Below are 16678 nucleotides of genomic sequence, written 5' to 3' on the forward strand. Positions count from 1 at the left end.
CGACAAGAACGCCAAACAAAATTTTCCCGACAAATACACAAACCAAGGAGAACACCACATTGTCTGAAATCTTCTACGACAAAGACGCCGACCTGTCCCTGATCCAGGGCAAGAAGGTCGCCGTGATCGGCTATGGCTCGCAGGGCCACGCCCACGCGCAGAACCTGCGCGACTCCGGCGTCGAGGTCGTCATCGGACTCAAGGAGGGCTCGAAGTCGCGTGCCAAGGCCGAAGAGGTCGGCTTCACCGTCCTCAGTGCCGCCGAGGCATCCGCCTGGGCCGACGTCATCGTGGTCCTCGCACCCGACCAGGTGCAGCGTCACCTGTACAAGGACGACATCCTCCCCAACCTCGCCGACGGCAAGGCCCTGGTCTTCGGCCACGGCTTCAACATCCGTTTCGGCTACATCGAGGCGCCCGCGGGCGTCGACGTGGTCATGGTCGCCCCCAAGGGCCCGGGCCACACCGTGCGCCGCGAATTCGAGGCCGGCCGTGGCGTTCCCGTCATCGTCGCCGTCGAGAAGGACGCGTCCGGCAACGCCTGGCCGCTGACCCTCAGCTACGCCAAGGCGATCGGTGGCCTGCGTGCCGCCGGCATCAAGACCACCTTCACCGAAGAGACCGAGACCGACCTGTTCGGTGAGCAGGCCGTTCTCTGCGGTGGCGCGTCGCAGCTGATCCAGTACGGCTTCGAGGTTCTCACCGAGGCCGGCTACCAGCCGCAGGTTGCCTACTTCGAGGTGCTGCACGAGCTCAAGCTCATCGTCGACCTGATGTGGGAGGGCGGCATCGCCAAGCAGCGTTGGAGCGTCTCCGACACCGCCGAGTACGGCGACTACGTCTCCGGCCCGCGCGTCATCGACCCGAGCGTCAAGGAGAACATGAAGGCCGTTCTCGCCGACATCCAGAACGGCGCATTCGCCGAGCGCTTCATCAACGACCAGGATGCCGGAGCTCCCGAGTTCCTGGCCCTGCGCAAGAAGGGCGAAGAGCACCCGATCGAGGCCACCGGCCGCGAGCTGCGGAAGCTCTTCGCCTGGAACGCCTCGAACGACGACGACTACGTCGACGGCGAAGCTGCCCGCTAACTCCGTACCTGTTTCACCCGAAGGGGCCAGTCGAATCGACTGGCCCCTTCGGCGTGTGCCGGCGCCGCTCACAAGGTGAATGCGCCGTCAGTTGCCAGTTGAAGCCCCTTCGGACGCCATGAGGGGGCGCCAACTGGCAACTCACGGAAACGGCCTCGCGTCGAGTTGCGGCATCCTTCCCCCTCAGAGCCACCGAAGGGGGTGTTTGCGGCGACTCGGCGAGCTAGTCGACCTCTTCCTCGGGCAGGCACCGTGCGCGGATGTAGCGTGCGATCGGGTCCGGGGTGAGATAAGCGAGGTGGGCGGCTCCATTGATCGCGTCCGGCAGGTGCGGATCTGCGCCGGTGCGTTGGCGGGCGCGGGTGAGCGTCTCGGCGATCTCCCGGAACACCGGGGCGGAGTCGGTGCCGAACGCGAAACGGATGTCGCTGCCGGTTGCGCGCAGGAGGGCGGGGTCGACGGTCTCCCCGGTGCGCGGCAGGTCGTCCCGAATGAAGTTCTCGGCCAGGGCCGCCCCGCGCTCGGTGTACCACTCGAGCCCGGGCGGGGCGTCGAGCGGACCCCGGCCTGCGGAGTCGTCGGGGCTGTTCAGCCGGGCGGCCGGGTCCCGCCCCGCCATACGCGCCACCACGGCGAGGGCGCCGGCCCAGTCGTCGGTGCGCTCCCGCAGGTGCTTTCGCACGGCGTCGGAGGTGCGGGCCAGCAGCGCGGCGCCCGAATCCGTGCTGCGGAAGAAGCCCGGTTCGTACACGAGGACCTGTCGCACCAGGTCCGGATGCCGCACGGCGAGCCGAATCGCCACGATCCCACCGGCGCTGGCGCCGAAGATCGCGGCGGGAACGACCCCGAGGTCCTGGAGCAGCGCGGCGGCATCGTCGGCGTGGGTATACGAATCGCATGGCCAGCCCGGCCTCGTGCTCCGTCGGGTGCCGCGGGGATCCCAGGTCACAACGGTGAACCCGGCGACGCCGGTGAGCCCGGCCAGCCGCTCGGCGATCGGCCGGAACATCTCGGCGTCGTCGCTGGCGGCGCCGATGATCAGCAGCGGCGGGCCGGCGCCGCGCACCTCGGCGTACAGGCGGCATCCGTTCACGTGGTGCCGGCCCACGGTCGGGGCCGGAGCACCAGGGATGGCGAAGGGGACGCCGGGGGACTCGTCTCGAGCCATGGCGGAAGTCTACGAGCGTCCCCGGCAGACCGATAGGCTTCCGCAGGTGAACGCTATGAATGCCGGAGGCGAGAGCTCGGTCACGGCCCGGTTCACCGGCCGGCCCGGGACCCGACTGCTGGCGACCGTCGCCCTCGTTGGCGCTGTGCTCTACGTTCTGGTAGACGTGGTGTTGCAGCTGCTACCGCCGCACTACAGCGTGATCTCGGAGGCCGAGAGCAACCTCGCGGTGGGGCCGTACGGCTGGATCATGAACCTGAACTTCCTGGCCAGGGGAGTGGTGACGCTCTGCGCCGTCGCCGCGCTCTCCTCGTTCGGCCCGCGGTCGCCGCTGCGGCAGGCCGGCCTGGTCCTGATGCTGTTCGCCGGGGTGTGCTCCGCCGCGCTGGCATTCCTGCCCACCGACATCCCACCCGCCGATGCGCCGGGGCTCGCCCCGACCACCGCGCCGGGCGCCGCGCACTTGATCGTCGCGGCCGCGGGCTTCGTCGCCGCGCTGGTGGCGTTCGCCCTTCTGACGAGGTGGCTCCGCGGCAGTGAGCTGCCCCGCGCCTACCCGGCCGCCGCGTGGCTCACCGGGGTCGCCGCCGTCGGCCTGGTGTCGCTGGGCGTCACCGCCGCGATCGCCCCCGGCCTGCTGGGCCTGGCCGAGCGGGTCTGCCTGGCCGGGGTGCTGGGTTGGGTCATCGCGGTGAGCATCGCAGTGGTCAGGGCCGTGCGGCACCGCTGAGTCGCCGCGGTGCCCGTCAGCCGAGCGGCTTCACGGCCTGGATCGTGTAGCTGAGCGGTGCGACCCCGGCTCGCTCACCGAGCGCGAACTCGCCGTCGGGTCGCTCGATCATCTGGCCGGGCAGGGCCTCCCACGGCACACTGTCGTGTTCGACGAGCATCGTCAGGGTGAGGCCGGCGTTCAAGAGCGCCGTGACGATCTCGCCGATCCCGTGGTTCCACTCGTAGGTCTTCGTGTTGGTGATCGGCCGATCCGTCACGACGTAGCTGGAATCGTCGTCCCACTCCAACGGTTCCTGCTGCTCGAAGTAGGGGAATCGCAGGTGCAGGTCATCAGCGAGTCGCTCGTCCATGGTCCACAGGATCGGGTGACCCTCACGAATGAACAGGCGCCCGCCCGGTGCCAGCAGCCCGGCGACGACGGCCGCCCATCGGTCGATGCTCGGCAGCCAGCACAGGGCACCGATGCCCGTGTAGACCAGGTCGAAGCCGGCCTGCGGAAGAACGGCGAGGGCCGCGTACACATCGGACTCAACGAACTCGACGGCGTCCCCGGTTTCGGCGACCAGGGCGCGGGCCTCGGCAAGAGCCACCGACGAGAAGTCAAGCCCGGTGACCCGGGCGCCCAACCGGGCCAGCGAGAGCGTGTCGGTTCCGATGTGGCATTGCAGGTGCACCGTCGTCAGCCCGGCGATATCGCCCAGCCGCTCGCGGTCGAAGCGGACGACATCCGACAGAAGCGCGGGATCGTCGACGTACCGCTGCACTCCGTAACCGAACCCGGTGCGCACCGCGTGGGCCGCGGCCCGATCGTCCCAGTTCGCGCGGTTGGTATCGAGATGGTGTTGCATGATCAACCTGTTTTCGCCCGGGGTCGAACGAGCCCACCAGACTACCCCGCGAGTACTATGGCGCGCATCAGCGGGGGCAGCGCACAACTGACTCGAAGGAGCGTCATCGTGAAAGCACTCGTTTATGGCGGCCCTGGCGTGAAATCCTGGACCGACATGCCGGAGCCGCAGATCGTGCGGTCGACCGACGCGATCGTGCGCATCGACACCACCACCATCTGCGGCACCGACCTGCACATCCTCAAGGGCGACGTGCCCGCCGTGACGCCCGGGGCATCCTGGGTCACGAAGGTGTCGGCACCGTCGTCGCGGTGGGGGAGTCGGTGGAATCCATCATCGTGGGCGAGCGGGTGCTGATCTCCTGCATCAAGTCCTGCGGGCACTGCGCGAACTGCAAGACCGGCCTCTACTCACACTGTCTCGGCGACGAGGGCCGCTCGGGCATCGGCTGGGTTTTCGGCCATCTCATCGATGGCACCCAGGCCGAACTGGTGCGGGTGCCCTACGCCGACAACACGCTTTACCCGCTGCCAGACTCCGTCACCGACGCCGAGGCCGTGATGCTCTCGGACATCCTGCCCACCGGGTTCGAGATCGGCGTGCAGTACGGCCAGGTGGCACCCGGCGACGTCGTCGCCGTGATCGGCGCCGGTCCGGTCGGCCTGGCCGCCATCGCCACCGCGGGACTCTACGGCGCCGGGTCGATCGTGGCCGTCGACATCGACGAGAACCGGCTCGAACAGGCCAAGACCTTCGGGGCCACCCACACCGTGCGCTCCGGACGACCGGAGTGGCGAGACGAGGTGCTCGCCGCCACCGACGGCGCCGGCGTCGACGTGGCCATCGAGGCCGTCGGCATCCCGGAGACCTTCACCATGGCCACCGAGATCGTGCGGCCCGGCGGACACCTGGCCAATGTGGGTGTGCACGGCAAGCCCGTGTCGCTGCACGTTGAAAACCTGTGGATCCAGAACATCAGCATCAGCATGGGCCTGGTGAACACCAACACCACGCCGATGCTGCTGAAGCTGGTGGCCCAGCACAAGATCCCCGCAGACCGGTTGGCCACCCACACCTTCGACTTCGGCCAGGTGGAAGACGCTTACGACACGTTCTCCCGCGCCGCCGAAACCCACGCGCTCAAGGTGCTGATCAGCCACTGAACTAATAGGCTGAGCGCATGACTTCTTCCCGGGATAACGACGCGCTCGGCTGGGCCGGCGACGACGATCCCACCCTCGTGTCCGGCAGCACCAACCCACCCGAGCCCGCGGATGGGCCTGCTGCCGACCTCCCCGAGGGCTGGACCGTCACCGGATCACCGGGTGGCTACGTCGATGCACCCGCGGGCAAGGCGGCCCTGTCGTCGCCGGCCCTCGTTGGTCTGGGCATCCTCGCGGGCGTCTACCTGCTCTACACGATCGGCTGGTTCATCGGAGTGGGGCGCATCGAGAATCCGCTGACCGACCCGCTGTCGCAGTTCATGTTCTCACTGGGCACCTGGCTGGCCGTGGCCGCACCGCTCGTGTGGTTCGCCGCCTCGTACTGGCTCACCCGCGGCATGCCGCGTCTGCGCTGGACCTGGCTCATCCTGGGAGTCGTGCTGCTGGCCCCACTGCCCTTCATCGCCGGAACCGGGGGACTCTGATGAGCACTGCAACCACCGCACCCCAGCGCACCCGTCGCACGCCGGCGTGGCTCTCCGCGACCATCGCCATCCTGTTCGGGCTGTTCTACGCGTACAGCGCGTGGTCGGGCCTGGGCAACCTGCTGGGCCTCAACAGTGCCGCCCAGTCGCTCGACACCACCCTGAGCGGCTTCGGCTGGGGCCTGCTGTTGGCGGGTGTGCTCGTCCCGATCGTGGTCTTCGGGATCGCGTTCTGGCTCGGCCGCCGCCGGGAAGCCGGTCCGCAGGCGCTTCTGCTGCTGGCCGGGCTGGCCCTGGTCTCGGCGATCTCCCTCGACATTTTCGTGTTCGGCCTCGGCAGCCTGATCGTCTAGGGCCTGAGAGGCTGGCTCAGCCGGCCAGACCCGCCACGAGCACCAGACCGATCAGCGCCAGCTGGCCGAGCAGCCGCGGAACCAACGGAATCGCGACAGCGCCGAACCGGTCCTTGTGCCGCGCCGCGTAAGCGTTGGCGGGAAAGACGGCCACGAGGAACACGGCCAAAGCGACACCGGACGTAACACGGGTGGATTCGAGAAGCAGCCCGATGCCGCCGGCAATCTCGCACAGACCGGTGAAAATCACGAGGTTCCGCGGGGCCAACAGGCCCCGCACGCGCAGTCGTGGCGGGATCATGGCCGACATCGTGCGCTGAACCGCGGGCACGAAATGACTGATCCCGGCGACGACGAACACCACCGCAAGGACGATTCTCAGCACGGTTAGGACGTAGGTCACTGACTCGGGGCTCATGGCTCCATTGTGGTGCCAGTAAGGTGTTGTGGTATCTGGCGCCCCACCGTCGAGGCGCGAGCTTCCCTCGCCCGACGCTTTCTAAGGATCTGTTTTCGTGTCGAAGCCCGTCGTATTAATCGCCGAAGAACTCTCGCCTGCCACTGTCGATGCCCTCGGGCCCGACTTCGACGTTGTCAACGTCGACGGCACTGACCGTGCCGCACTGCTCTCCGCCCTGGCTTCCGCCAACGCCATCCTGGTCCGCTCCGCGACCAAGGTCGACGCCGAGGCCCTCGCCGCCGCACCGAACCTGAAGGTCATCGCCCGTGCCGGTGTCGGCCTCGACAACGTCGACATCAAGGCCGCGACCGCGGCCGGTGTCATGGTCGTCAACGCCCCTACCTCCAACATCATCTCCGCCGCCGAACTCACCGTCGGCCACATCCTCAGCCTGGCCCGCCACATCCCGCCGGCCCACGGCGCCCTCGCGCAGGGTCAGTGGAAGCGCTCCAAGTACACCGGCATCGAGCTGTACGAGAAGACCGTCGGCATCATCGGCCTCGGCCGCATCGGCGCCCTGGTGGCCGCCCGCCTGCAGGCCTTCGGCGTGAACATCATCGCGTTCGACCCGTACATCACCTCGGCCCGTGCGCAGCAGCTGGGCGTGCACCCGGTGAGCCTGGACGAACTGCTCGCGCAGTCCGACTTCGTCACCATCCACATGCCGAAGACCCCCGAGACCACGGGCATGATCAGCGCCCCGCAGCTCAAGCTGATGAAGCCCACCGCGTACGTCGTCAACGTCGCCCGCGGCGGACTCATCGACGAAGCCGACCTGTACACAGCCCTCGTCGACGGGACCATCGCCGGTGCCGGCCTCGACGTCTTCGTCAACGAGCCGCCGACCGGATCACCGCTGCTCGGCCTCGACAACCTGATCAGCACCCCGCACCTGGGCGCGTCCACCGACGAAGCTCAGGAAAAGGCCGGCGTCTCGGTCGCCAAGTCGGTGCGGCTCGCGCTGTCGGGCGAACTCGTGCCCGACGCCGTCAACGTCGCCGGTGGCATCATCGACCCGACGGTCCGCCCCGGCATCCCGCTGGTCGAGAAGCTCGGCCAGGTGTTCTCCGGACTCGCCGCGCACAGCCCGCTCACCAGCGTCGACATCGAGGTGCGTGGTGAGATCGTCGAGTTCGACGTCTCGGTGCTCAAGCTCGCCGCGCTCAAGGGCATCTTCACCAACGTGGTCAGCGAAACCGTCTCCTACGTGAACGCGCCCCTGCTCGCCGAGCAGCGCGGTGTCGCGGTGCGCCTGATCACCGAGGCCGAATCGCCCGAGTACCGCAATCTGATCACCCTCCGCGGCGCCCTCGCCGACGGTTCGCAGGTCTCGGTGTCCGGCACCCTGGTGGGCCCCAAGCAGATCGAGAAGATCGTCGAAGTGAACGGCTACGACGTGGAGGTGCCGTTCGCCGAGCACCTCATCGTCATGCTGTACACCGACCGTCCCGGCATCGTCGCGGTCTACGGCCGTGAGTTCGGCGACGCCGAGATCAACATCGCCGGCATGCAGATCGCGCGGCACGAGGCCGGCGGCCCCGCGCTGAGCGTGCTGACCGTCGACTCGCCGGTGCCGGCCAGTCTGCTCGCCTCCGTGCGTGAAGCCATCACTGCCGACGTGATGGTCGCCATCGACATCACCGAATAGGACACCGCTGCCTCACAGGCCGCACACACAAGAAAGCCCCGGATGCGAATCCGGGGCTTTCTTGTGGATGGAGCGTTGGTGAAGCGAGGGTTACACGTCGTCGATCGAGCGCTCCCGCTGCACGACGCGCTCTCCGCTGACCGGGTCGACGGCGCTGCGAGTGGTGCTGATGCTGCTGCGGCGGCGGGTGAGCAACACCAGGCCGAGCACGAAGATGAGCGCGCCAGCACCCATCAAGATGTAACCGACGAGGTCGATGTCGATCATGTCGACCTGGATGTTCAGGGCCCACACCAGGATGGCGCCGACGACGAAAAGGAAGATTCCCAATCCGATACTCATGGTGAACTGCTTTCTTCGGGGATGGCACACGCACGCCGGCGACGCACATGGTCAGGGTCCTCAAGCATAGACAGCCAAATGGGCACAGTAGGGTTGATTTGCAGGGTATCTCCAAGCCAATATCGCGCCAATATCGCCAGCCCACCGGCTGCCTCACCGTAATCGGAGCCGCATGTCCCGCTCAGTCAAGCTCGCAGTCATCGCCGGAGACGGCATCGGCCCGGAGGTCGTCGCCGAAGCGCTGAAGGTGCTCGACGCCGTGACCCACGCCGACCCCGTCGAGTTCGAGCTCACCCACTTCTCACTCGGTGCCACCCGGTTCCTCGCGACCGGCGACGTGCTCACCGACGATGACCTGGCCGCGATCAGCGCCCACGACGCCATCCTGCTCGGCGCCGTCGGTGGGCTGCCCGGCGACCCGCGGCTGAAGAACGCCAACATCGAGCGCGGGCTGCTGCTCAAACTGCGTTTCTCCCTCGACCACTACGTGAACCTGCGCCCCAGCGTCCTCTTCCCCGGTGTGCCCAGCCCGCTCGGCGACCCCGGCGACGTCGACTTCGTCGTCGTGCGCGAAGGCACCGAGGGTCCCTACGTCGGCAACGGCGGCGCCATCCGTCAGGGCACACCGAACGAGGTCGCCAACGAGGTCTCGGTCAACACGGCGTTCGGCGTGGAACGGGTCGTGCGCTACGCCTTCGAAGCGGCCCAGAACCGCCCGCGAAAGAAGCTCACCCTGGTGCACAAGACCAACGTTCTCGTCTTCGCGGGCAGCCTCTGGCAGCGCATCGTCACCGAGGTCGCCGCCGAATACCCTGACGTGACCGTGGATTACCTGCACGTGGACGCGGCAACGATTTTCCTGGTCACGAATCCGAGTAGATTTGACGTCATCGTCACGGACAACCTCTTCGGCGATATCCTCACTGACCTGGCAGCGGCAATCAGCGGCGGCATCGGCCTGGCGGCATCCGGAAATATCAATCCGGAAGGTCGCTTCCCCAGCATGTTCGAACCCGTGCACGGTTCGGCACCCGACATCGCGGGCCGGCAGTTGGCCGATCCCACGGCGGCGATCCTCTCTGTCGCGCTCCTCCTGAACCACCTCGGTCTGGCGGATGCGTCGGCCAGGGTGAGCGCGGCCGTCACGGCCGACATCATCGCCCGCAGCGTCGCAGCGGAGCCACGATCCACCAGCGCCGTCGGCGATGCCATCGTGTCCCGCCTGACCGGCACTCCCGCCTAACCGCACTCCCGTCTAAACACAAGGGACTCCCATGAGCCAGCAGACCACATCTTTCCCGCTCGAGTTCGAGCGCACGCCGTCACAGACCGCCCGCAGCATCGCTGAGCGCGAAACGATCCTCGCCGACCCCGGCTTCGGCAAGCACTTCACCGACCACATGGTCACGATCGACTGGACCATCGAGAAGGGCTGGCACGACGCCAGGGTGACGCCATACGGGCCGTTGCTGCTCGACCCCGCCTCCTCGGTGCTGCACTACGGCCAGGAGATCTTCGAGGGCATGAAGGCGTACCGCCATGCCGATGGCTCCATCTGGACGTTCCGGCCGGAGAAGAACGCCGAACGCCTGCAGAGCTCCGCCCGCCGGCTGGCGCTGCCCGAACTCGCAGTGGCCGATTTCCTCGAATCCGTCAAGCAGATGATCGCCGTCGACGGCTCCTGGGTGCCCGACGCCCCGGAGACCAGCCTGTACCTGCGCCCGTTCATGATCGCCAACGAGAGCTTCCTCGGCGTGCGGGCCGCGCACAAGGTGGGCTACTACGTGATCGCCAGCCCCGCCGGCGCCTACTTCACCGACGGCGTCGCCCCGGTGAAGATCTGGCTGTCCACCGAGTACTCCCGCGCCGGTCGCGGCGGCACCGGGGCCGCCAAGTGCGGTGGCAACTACGCGGCCTCCCTGCTGCCCCAGCAGGAGGCCTACGACAACGGCTGCGCCCAGGTGCTCTTCCTCGACGGGGAGACCGGCACCCACATCGACGAACTCGGCGGCATGAACGTGTTCTTCGTGCACGGCACCGACACCCTCGTCACCCCCCGCCTCACCGGCACCATCCTCGAGGGCGTCACCCGCGACAGCATCATCCAACTCGCCCGTGACCGCGGAATGACCGTGATCGAGCGCGACGTGACGGTGGACGAGTGGCGCGACGGCGTGGCATCCGGTGAGATCACCGAGGTGTTCGCCTGCGGCACCGCCGCCGTGGTCACCCCGATCGCCCAGCTCAAGGCCGTCGGTTTCACCATCGGCGACGCCGACGCTGCCGCGGGGGAGATCACCCTGGCGCTCCGTCAGGAGCTCACCGACATCCAGTACGGCCGTCTGCCCGACCGGCATGGCTGGTTGATGCGTCTGGACGCGGAGGTGACGGCGTGAAGATCGCCAGGTTCAGCCACGCCGGAACCATCGCGTTCGGCATCATCGACGACGACGAACTGGTCGTCCTGACCGGCGACCCGATGTTCGCCGGCTACAACCCCACCGGCGCGCGCCTGCCGCTGGTGGATGTGGCGCTGCTCGCGCCGGTGATTCCGCGCTCCAAGGTCGTCGGCCTGGCCGGCGCCTATTTCGCGGATGCCGCGGAGAAGGCCGCGGCGCTTGCCGCGCCGGGGGAGCCCGCCGAGCCACGCTTCTTCCTCAAGCCCAACACCACCGTCGTAGGCCCCAACGACCCGATCGTGCTGCCCGCGGCCTCCGACGATGTGCGCGTCGAGGGTGAGCTGGCCATCGTGATCGGCCGGGTCGCCAAGAATCTCAGCGTCGCCGACGCTCCTGGGGCCATCTTCGGCTACACAATCGCCAACGACGTCACCGCCGTCGACCTGGCCGAGGGCAGTGGCCACGGGGCCAGGGCCAAGAGCTTCGACTCGTTCTGCCCGCTCGGACCGGTTATCGACACCGAGTTCGACCCCACGGACGGCCGCGTGCTCGGCCGGGTCAACGACGTGGAGTTCCAGAGCGGAGAGGTGTCGCTGCTGGCCTTCTCGATGGCGGAAATCGTCTCGTTCCTCTCGCACTCGTTCACCCTGTTGCCCGGCGATGTGATCCTCACCGGCTCGTCCAGCGCCGCACGGCGAGTGTCGCACGGCGATACCGCGAGCATCGAGATCCCGGGCCTCGGCGTGCTCACCAACCCGGTTCGCCGCCCGGCCTGACCGACCGGACCGACGGGGGACCGATGACCGCTGCCGAGCTGTACACGGCCGACCTGGAACCGCGCGAGGTCACCATGGCCCGGCGGGCAGGGATGCTCGCCGGCACCGTGGCGTCGCTGGCGGTCAGCCTGCTCGGCATGGGAGACACCCCGATCGGACCGGCGGTCGCCGACCTCGTCATCCGGGTCAGGGCCAATGGGCGCGAGGTCTACCGCTCCGGGCAGAACGACTCGCAGCTGGCCGACTCCATGCTGGAGACGGTGCGCCGCGAGCTGAACGAATTCACGCCAGAGGTCTTCGCGGCGGAGTGGGGAATCGCCCGCTCCTAGGCAGCGACTGTTGCCCAAGCGGACAATTGTGCCCGGCGCACCGGGACCAATTGTCCGGACGGGGAACAGTTAGAGCGGGAACCAGGCGCGGACCTGGTCGGCGGCCGTGGAGAGAAGCGCGGCCGACTCGGCGGCATTGACCCTCGCGAGCAGCATCGCGCTCATCGAGAGCGACGCGAGGGTTCGCACCCGCTCGTCGGTGTTTTCGGCTGGTCCGCCGGCGAGGGCGTTGCGAAGTGCGGCGGCCAACTCGGTTCGGTATGCCTCGACCACTTCCCGGGCGGGTTCGTCGTGCGTGGCCAGACCCGTGGCGCAGTTGACCAGGAGGCAGCCCCGTCGGGGGGAGTCCAGAGGCAGCGTCGCCACGGCCTCCCGCAGTTCGTCGAAGTAGGCCAGCAGCTCCTGGCGGCCGGCGCCATCCGCTTGCAGGCCGCGCAGGCGCGGCCGGATGACGGTGTCGCGGTAATCGGCGACGGCGGCGTCGAAGAGCCCGCGTTTGCTGCCGAACGCGTGGTACAGGCTCGACCGGTTTACACCCGTCGCCGTCTCGAGGTCGGCCAGGGATGCGCCGTCGTAGCCGCGGTCCCAGAAGACGTCGCGGGCGGATTGCACGACCGTGGTGCTGTCGAACGTCTGGAGCCGTCCCATGAGCTGTCTGCCTTCCGTCCGCGGACGTCTGGTCCGTGGGTGTTGCGAGCGGTGTTGCTGTGAATGTTCTGTACCGCTCGTTTCACTATAAACGATAGCCCGGCTATAGTAAAACGATCGGTGCAGAAAACCATCCGTTGAGAACAGGGACGCCCCCGGCACCGATCGCGAACAGTAAGGACTCTTTTCATGACGACAGCCACCAGCACTCAGATTCAGCTCGCCGCCCGGCCCACCGGTTGGCCCACCGCAACGGACTTCAGCACCGCGGTCATCGACCTGCCCGACCTGGCGGCGGGCCAGGTGCGCGTTGTTAACGACTTCATCTCCGTCGACCCCTACATGCGTGGCCGCATGAACGACGTGAAGTCCTACATTCCGCCCTTCGTGCTCGGGGAGACCATGGGCGGCGGCGCCGTCGGCCACGTGGTCGAGTCGGCCGCGGCGTCCGTGCCCGTCGGCAGCCTCGTTGTGCACCAGTACGGCTGGCGCGATGTCGTACAGGAGGATGCCGCGGGCTTCCGCGTCGTTCCCGAGATCCCCAACGTGCCGTCGTCGGCGTACCTGGGCGTGCTGGGCATGACCGCTCTCACCGCCTACGTGGGCCTGCTCGAGGTGGCCAAGTTCAAGGCAGGCGACACCGTCTTCGTCTCCGGCGCAGCCGGTGCCGTGGGCAGCATGGTCGGCCAGATCGCTCGCCTCAAGGGTGCCGCACGAGTCATCGGCTCCGCCGGCACCGACGAGAAGGTGGCCCTGCTCACCGAGAAGTACGGCTTCGACGCGGCCTTCAACTACAAGACCGGCGACCTCGCCACCCAGCTGGCCGAAGCCGCCCCCGAGGGCATCGACGTGTACTTCGACAACGTCGGCGGCGACCACCTGAGCGCCGCACTCGGTGCCTTCAAGGATGGCGGCCGCGCCGCACTCTGCGGCGCCATCTCGCAGATGAACCGCACCGATGGCCCCACCGGCGTGCAGAACATGGTCAACATCGTCACCCGCGGGCTCACCCTCACGGGCTTCACCGTGGGCAACTACCTGCAGCACTTCCCGGCCTTCACCGAGCAGATGGGCGCTTGGTTCACGGCCGGCGACATCGTCTTCGACGAGACCGTCGTTGTGGGCATCGAGAACTCGGTCGATGCGTTCCTGGGCATGCTTCGTGGAGAGAACACCGGCAAGATGGTGGTCAAGACCTCTGACTCCGCCGCGGCCGGGCACTAATCCGCAACCGCCGCAACCGATTCACTGAATTCGATCTAGGAGAAACATGACTTCCGTACTTTTTGTTGTCAGCGCTGCTGACCACTGGACCCTCAACGACGGCACCCTGCACCCCACTGGGTACTGGGCCGAGGAACTCGCCGAGCCGCACCGCCTCTTCACCGAGGCCGGCTGGTCGATCACCATCGCCACCCCGAAGGGCGTCGCGCCCACCGTCGACGAGGGCAGCCTGGCCGCCGGGGCCACCGGAGGCGAAGAACGCTCCACCGAACTCCGCAGCTATCTCGACTCGATCCCCGCGCTGAAGAGCCCGGCCTCGATCGACGACGTCACTGCCGCCGACTACGACGTGGTCTTCTACCCCGGTGGACACGGCCCCATGGAGGACCTCGCGGTCGACACGACCAGCGGCCAGATCATGACGGACACCATCGCATCCGGCCGGATTCTCGGTGTGCTCTGCCACGCCCCTGCCGCACTTCTGGCCGCCACGGCCGCTGACGGCACCTGGCCGTTCCTGGCCTACCGCATGACCGGCTTCACCGACGCCGAAGAGGCCCTGGGCGGACTCGCCCCGAAGGCCAAGTGGCTCGTGCAGGCGCGGCTGGTCGAGCTCGGGGCCGACTTCGTCGAGGGTGCCTCGTTCGCCGAGCACATCGAGATCGACCGCAACCTCTACACCGGCCAGAACCCGGCCTCCTCGGTGAAGCTCGCCAGTGCAATCATCGACGCGGTGGCCGCCCAGAAGTAGCAGCGCTTAGCCGTACCAGGCAGTTTCGCGAAAGCGGTCCTATGGTCGCCTCACCATCCCGAGGCGACCACGGGGCCGCTTTCGTGCGAGGCTAGCGCCCCAGGGCGGCCAGGACGGCAGCCACGTCGGTGGGGTCGTTCCAGAGGTGGAAGGCCACGCGGGCGCGGCCGGCCCGGCCGGACGCGGTAATGCCGGCGGCGGTGAGTCGGGCCAGGTCGGTTCCGGCGGGATCGGCCCAGGTGACGATGGCCTGATTGTGTTCGGGCAGTCCGAGCCCGGCGCAGAGGGCATTGCCCAGACCGGTGTCGTGGGCGTACACGGCGGCCGAGTCGAGTGAGCTGAAGAACTCGAGAGCCACCCGCGTGCCCACCCAGGCCGGCCAGGCCGGTGACACGTCGAAGCGTCGGGCATCCGTCGCCAGGGTCATGGTCGGGCCGTAGCAGGATGCCCACGGGTCGTCGCCCGCGAACCAACCTGCCTGCACCGGGCGCAGCACCTCGGCCAGCGCGGGCAGCACGGTGAGGAAGGCCGCGCCCCGCGGTGCACCCAACCACTTGTAGGCGTGGCAGATGGTGGCATCGAAGTCGCCGGCGTGTACGGGCAGCCAGCCGGTGGCCTGTGTTGTGTCGCAGAGGGTGAATGCACCCACCGCGGCTGCTGCCGCGCGGATGGCCGGTGCATCCGCGATCACACCGGTGCCGGACTGCACCAGCGAGAAGGCGACCAGCCAGGTGCGCTCGGTGAGCGAGGCGGCGAGTTGGGCCACCGGAACGTGGCGTACCGTGATCCCGCGGTGCTCCTGCTGCAGGAACGGGAAGACCATCGACGTGAAGTCCCCGTCGACGCAGACGACCTCGCGCCCCTCTGGCACGGATGCGGCCAGCACGGCTGCCATCACCGACGCCTGTGACCCGATCGCCACCCGGTCGGTACCCACCCCGACCAGCCCGGCGTAGAGAGTCCGGGCCCGGTCGATTTCGGCCTGGTAGTGCGCGGGGGAGGCCAGGCCGCTGCCCCACATGTCGGCGTCCTCGCGGAGCGCCCGCACCGTGTCCAGGGTGGGCAGTCCCGAGGTGCACGCGGCCAGGTAGCGCGTGTCCGTGGGGGCGTAGGCGGCCCGCACCTGGGGCATGGTCGGGGCGGGAGCCGGGGCTACGGGCGGAACAGTGGACGGAACGGTGGATCGCATCCATCCAGCGTTGCCCCGTTCGATCCATTCGGCAACGCCCAGTCCTCGATCAATCAGATAACCAGTGGTTATGATTTGGGCATGCCCGAATATCTTCACCGTGCACTTGACGTAGATTCCCACGCGCTGCGCATCGTGCACCGCATCAACGAGCTGGGCTCGATCACCGCGGCGGCCCGGTCGCTCGGCTACAGCCAGCCGGCCGTGAGCCAGCACCTCAAACGGCTCGAGGCCCGCCTGGGCATGCCGTTGGTGACCAAGGCCGGCCGCGGCGTGCGGCTCACCGAGGCCGGCCGCATCCTGGCCCGGCACGCCGCCACCGTGACCCAGGCGCTGGATGCCGCGGCGGGCGAACTCAGCGACCTGGCCGGCCTGCGGAGCGGCCGGGTGACCCTCGCCGCCTTCCCCTCCGCCTCGGCCACGGTCATCCCCACGGTGCTGCGCGGCCTCTCCCAGCGGCACCCCGGTGTGCAGCTGAACTACCTCGAGGCCGAACCGCCGGAGGCCGTGCGGGCCGTGCGCGACCAGGCCGCCGACCTCGCGATCACCTTCAGCTACACGGGCGACCAGGCCGACCCGCACCGGCAGAGCGCCCAGGGCCTCACCGTCGTGCCGCTCTGGCGCGACGAGATGCTCGTGGTTGTGCCCCGCGAGCACCCCCTGGCCGGCCGCGACCGGATCGACCTGGCCCTGCTGGCCGATGACCAGTGGATCGGCGGCTGCCCGCGCTGCCGGGCGCACCTGCTCGACCTCGCCACCCGCAGCGGCTTCAGCCCCAGCATCTCCTACGAGACCGACAACGTCGTGGCGGTGTTCGGCATGGTCGCGGCGGGCCTGGGGGTGGCGCTGGTGCCCGCCCTGGCCATCGCCGCGTCGCCCCTGCCGGCCGGGATCGTCGCCCGGCCGACCGCGGGCGGCGACTTCCGCACGATTCACCTGGTGGGAACGGAGGGCGCGGAGTCGATTCCGGCCGTGGCTGCCACCATCCGGGCCATCGGCGAGATCGACGCGGCGCCCTGGTCACTCGTGGGGGCAGACCGTGAACACACCCCGGGCGCGCCGCTCGCTCGGTAGG

18 protein-coding genes and 1 pseudogene are annotated in these 16678 nt (G+C 68.4%); 13 read left to right on the plus strand and 6 right to left on the minus strand.

The window, feature by feature from the left end:
- Nucleotides 1-59: 59 nt before the first annotated feature.
- Nucleotides 60-1088 carry a ketol-acid reductoisomerase gene (ilvC, locus tag E3T22_RS00675; protein WP_088456660.1) on the plus strand — a complete coding sequence of 343 codons (1029 nt, stop codon included), beginning with the start codon at nt 60-62 and terminating at the stop codon, nt 1086-1088.
- Nucleotides 1089-1311: 223 nt separating this feature from the next.
- On the opposite strand, the gene E3T22_RS00680 is transcribed toward ilvC, so the two are convergent.
- Nucleotides 1312-2256, minus strand: coding sequence for an alpha/beta fold hydrolase (locus E3T22_RS00680; protein ID WP_134479714.1), 945 nt, complete (start codon nt 2254-2256; stop codon nt 1312-1314).
- Nucleotides 2257-2311: 55 nt separating this feature from the next.
- On the opposite strand from E3T22_RS00680, the gene E3T22_RS00685 reads away from it, so the two are divergent.
- Nucleotides 2312-2986 carry a DUF998 domain-containing protein gene (locus E3T22_RS00685; RefSeq protein WP_241980289.1) on the plus strand — a complete coding sequence of 225 codons (675 nt, stop codon included), beginning with the start codon at nt 2312-2314 and terminating at the stop codon, nt 2984-2986.
- A gap of 16 nt (nt 2987-3002) precedes the next feature.
- On the opposite strand, the gene E3T22_RS00690 is transcribed toward E3T22_RS00685, so the two are convergent.
- Nucleotides 3003-3836, minus strand: coding sequence for a bifunctional 2-polyprenyl-6-hydroxyphenol methylase/3-demethylubiquinol 3-O-methyltransferase UbiG (locus E3T22_RS00690; protein WP_088456658.1), 834 nt, complete (start codon nt 3834-3836; stop codon nt 3003-3005).
- A gap of 108 nt (nt 3837-3944) precedes the next feature.
- Here E3T22_RS00690 and E3T22_RS00695 point away from each other — a divergent pair.
- The 3 genes and pseudogenes from E3T22_RS00695 (at nt 3945) to E3T22_RS00705 (ending at nt 5837) form a co-directional block, all read left to right on the plus strand.
- Nucleotides 3945-4999: pseudogene (locus E3T22_RS00695) on the plus strand (zinc-dependent alcohol dehydrogenase family protein).
- Nucleotides 5000-5016: 17 nt separating this feature from the next.
- The gene (locus tag E3T22_RS00700) at nt 5017-5484 is read left to right on the plus strand and encodes a DNA polymerase III subunit gamma/tau (protein WP_134479715.1); all 468 of its coding nucleotides are present in this window, start codon (nt 5017-5019) and stop codon (nt 5482-5484) included.
- A complete protein-coding gene (locus E3T22_RS00705; protein WP_134409226.1) occupies nt 5484-5837 on the plus strand; it encodes a bacitracin resistance protein in 354 nt (117 codons plus the stop codon). Before E3T22_RS00700 ends, E3T22_RS00705 begins: the two co-directional genes overlap by 1 nt.
- 16 nt (nt 5838-5853) lie before the next feature.
- Here the strand turns inward: E3T22_RS00705 and E3T22_RS00710 are convergent, their stop codons facing one another.
- The gene (locus E3T22_RS00710) at nt 5854-6255 is read right to left on the minus strand and encodes a DoxX family membrane protein (RefSeq protein ID WP_088456654.1); all 402 of its coding nucleotides are present in this window, start codon (nt 6253-6255) and stop codon (nt 5854-5856) included.
- A 97-nt stretch (nt 6256-6352) separates the two neighbouring features.
- On the opposite strand from E3T22_RS00710, the gene serA reads away from it, so the two are divergent.
- Nucleotides 6353-7945, plus strand: a complete 1593-nt coding sequence (gene serA / locus E3T22_RS00715) for a phosphoglycerate dehydrogenase (RefSeq protein WP_088456653.1) — start codon at nt 6353-6355, stop codon at nt 7943-7945.
- A gap of 90 nt (nt 7946-8035) precedes the next feature.
- On the opposite strand, the gene E3T22_RS00720 is transcribed toward serA, so the two are convergent.
- A complete protein-coding gene (locus tag E3T22_RS00720) occupies nt 8036-8287 on the minus strand; it encodes a DUF6458 family protein (protein WP_088456652.1) in 252 nt (83 codons plus the stop codon).
- 172 nt (nt 8288-8459) lie between these two features.
- Between E3T22_RS00720 and E3T22_RS00725 the strand changes: the two genes are divergently transcribed.
- Genes E3T22_RS00725 through E3T22_RS00740 form a run of 4 tightly spaced genes read left to right on the plus strand, consistent with a single transcriptional unit; the run spans nt 8460 to nt 11791 of the window.
- Entirely contained in the window at nt 8460-9530 is a 1071-nt protein-coding gene (locus E3T22_RS00725; RefSeq protein ID WP_088456651.1) for a 3-isopropylmalate dehydrogenase, read from the plus strand.
- 31 nt (nt 9531-9561) lie between these two features.
- Nucleotides 9562-10683: a branched-chain amino acid aminotransferase gene (locus E3T22_RS00730; protein WP_134479717.1), complete on the plus strand. Its 1122-nt coding sequence runs from the start codon at nt 9562-9564 to the stop codon at nt 10681-10683.
- A complete protein-coding gene (locus E3T22_RS00735; RefSeq protein WP_088456649.1) occupies nt 10680-11462 on the plus strand; it encodes a fumarylacetoacetate hydrolase family protein in 783 nt (260 codons plus the stop codon). Before E3T22_RS00730 ends, E3T22_RS00735 begins: the two co-directional genes overlap by 4 nt.
- 23 nt (nt 11463-11485) lie before the next feature.
- The gene (locus E3T22_RS00740) at nt 11486-11791 is read left to right on the plus strand and encodes a hypothetical protein (protein WP_134479719.1); all 306 of its coding nucleotides are present in this window, start codon (nt 11486-11488) and stop codon (nt 11789-11791) included.
- Between the two features lie 69 nt (nt 11792-11860).
- Here E3T22_RS00740 and E3T22_RS00745 read toward each other — a convergent pair whose 3' ends face one another.
- Entirely contained in the window at nt 11861-12439 is a 579-nt protein-coding gene (locus E3T22_RS00745; protein ID WP_088456647.1) for a TetR/AcrR family transcriptional regulator, read from the minus strand.
- Between the two features lie 189 nt (nt 12440-12628).
- Between E3T22_RS00745 and E3T22_RS00750 the strand changes: the two genes are divergently transcribed.
- Both E3T22_RS00750 and E3T22_RS00755 read left to right on the plus strand, forming a co-directional pair.
- Nucleotides 12629-13663, plus strand: coding sequence for an NADP-dependent oxidoreductase (locus tag E3T22_RS00750; RefSeq protein WP_088456646.1), 1035 nt, complete (start codon nt 12629-12631; stop codon nt 13661-13663).
- Between the two features lie 46 nt (nt 13664-13709).
- The gene (locus tag E3T22_RS00755) at nt 13710-14414 is read left to right on the plus strand and encodes a type 1 glutamine amidotransferase domain-containing protein (protein ID WP_103479375.1); all 705 of its coding nucleotides are present in this window, start codon (nt 13710-13712) and stop codon (nt 14412-14414) included.
- Between the two features lie 91 nt (nt 14415-14505).
- On the opposite strand, the gene E3T22_RS00760 is transcribed toward E3T22_RS00755, so the two are convergent.
- A complete protein-coding gene (locus E3T22_RS00760) occupies nt 14506-15603 on the minus strand; it encodes an aminotransferase class V-fold PLP-dependent enzyme (RefSeq protein ID WP_370291292.1) in 1098 nt (365 codons plus the stop codon).
- A gap of 81 nt (nt 15604-15684) precedes the next feature.
- Here E3T22_RS00760 and E3T22_RS00765 point away from each other — a divergent pair, with 81 nt between their 5' ends.
- A complete protein-coding gene (locus tag E3T22_RS00765) occupies nt 15685-16677 on the plus strand; it encodes a LysR family transcriptional regulator (protein WP_134479720.1) in 993 nt (330 codons plus the stop codon).
- Nucleotide 16678 lies beyond the last annotated feature (1 nt).

This window comes from Cryobacterium sp. TMB3-10, from assembly GCF_004402305.1.
Lineage (GTDB): Bacteria > Actinomycetota > Actinomycetes > Actinomycetales > Microbacteriaceae > Cryobacterium > Cryobacterium zongtaii.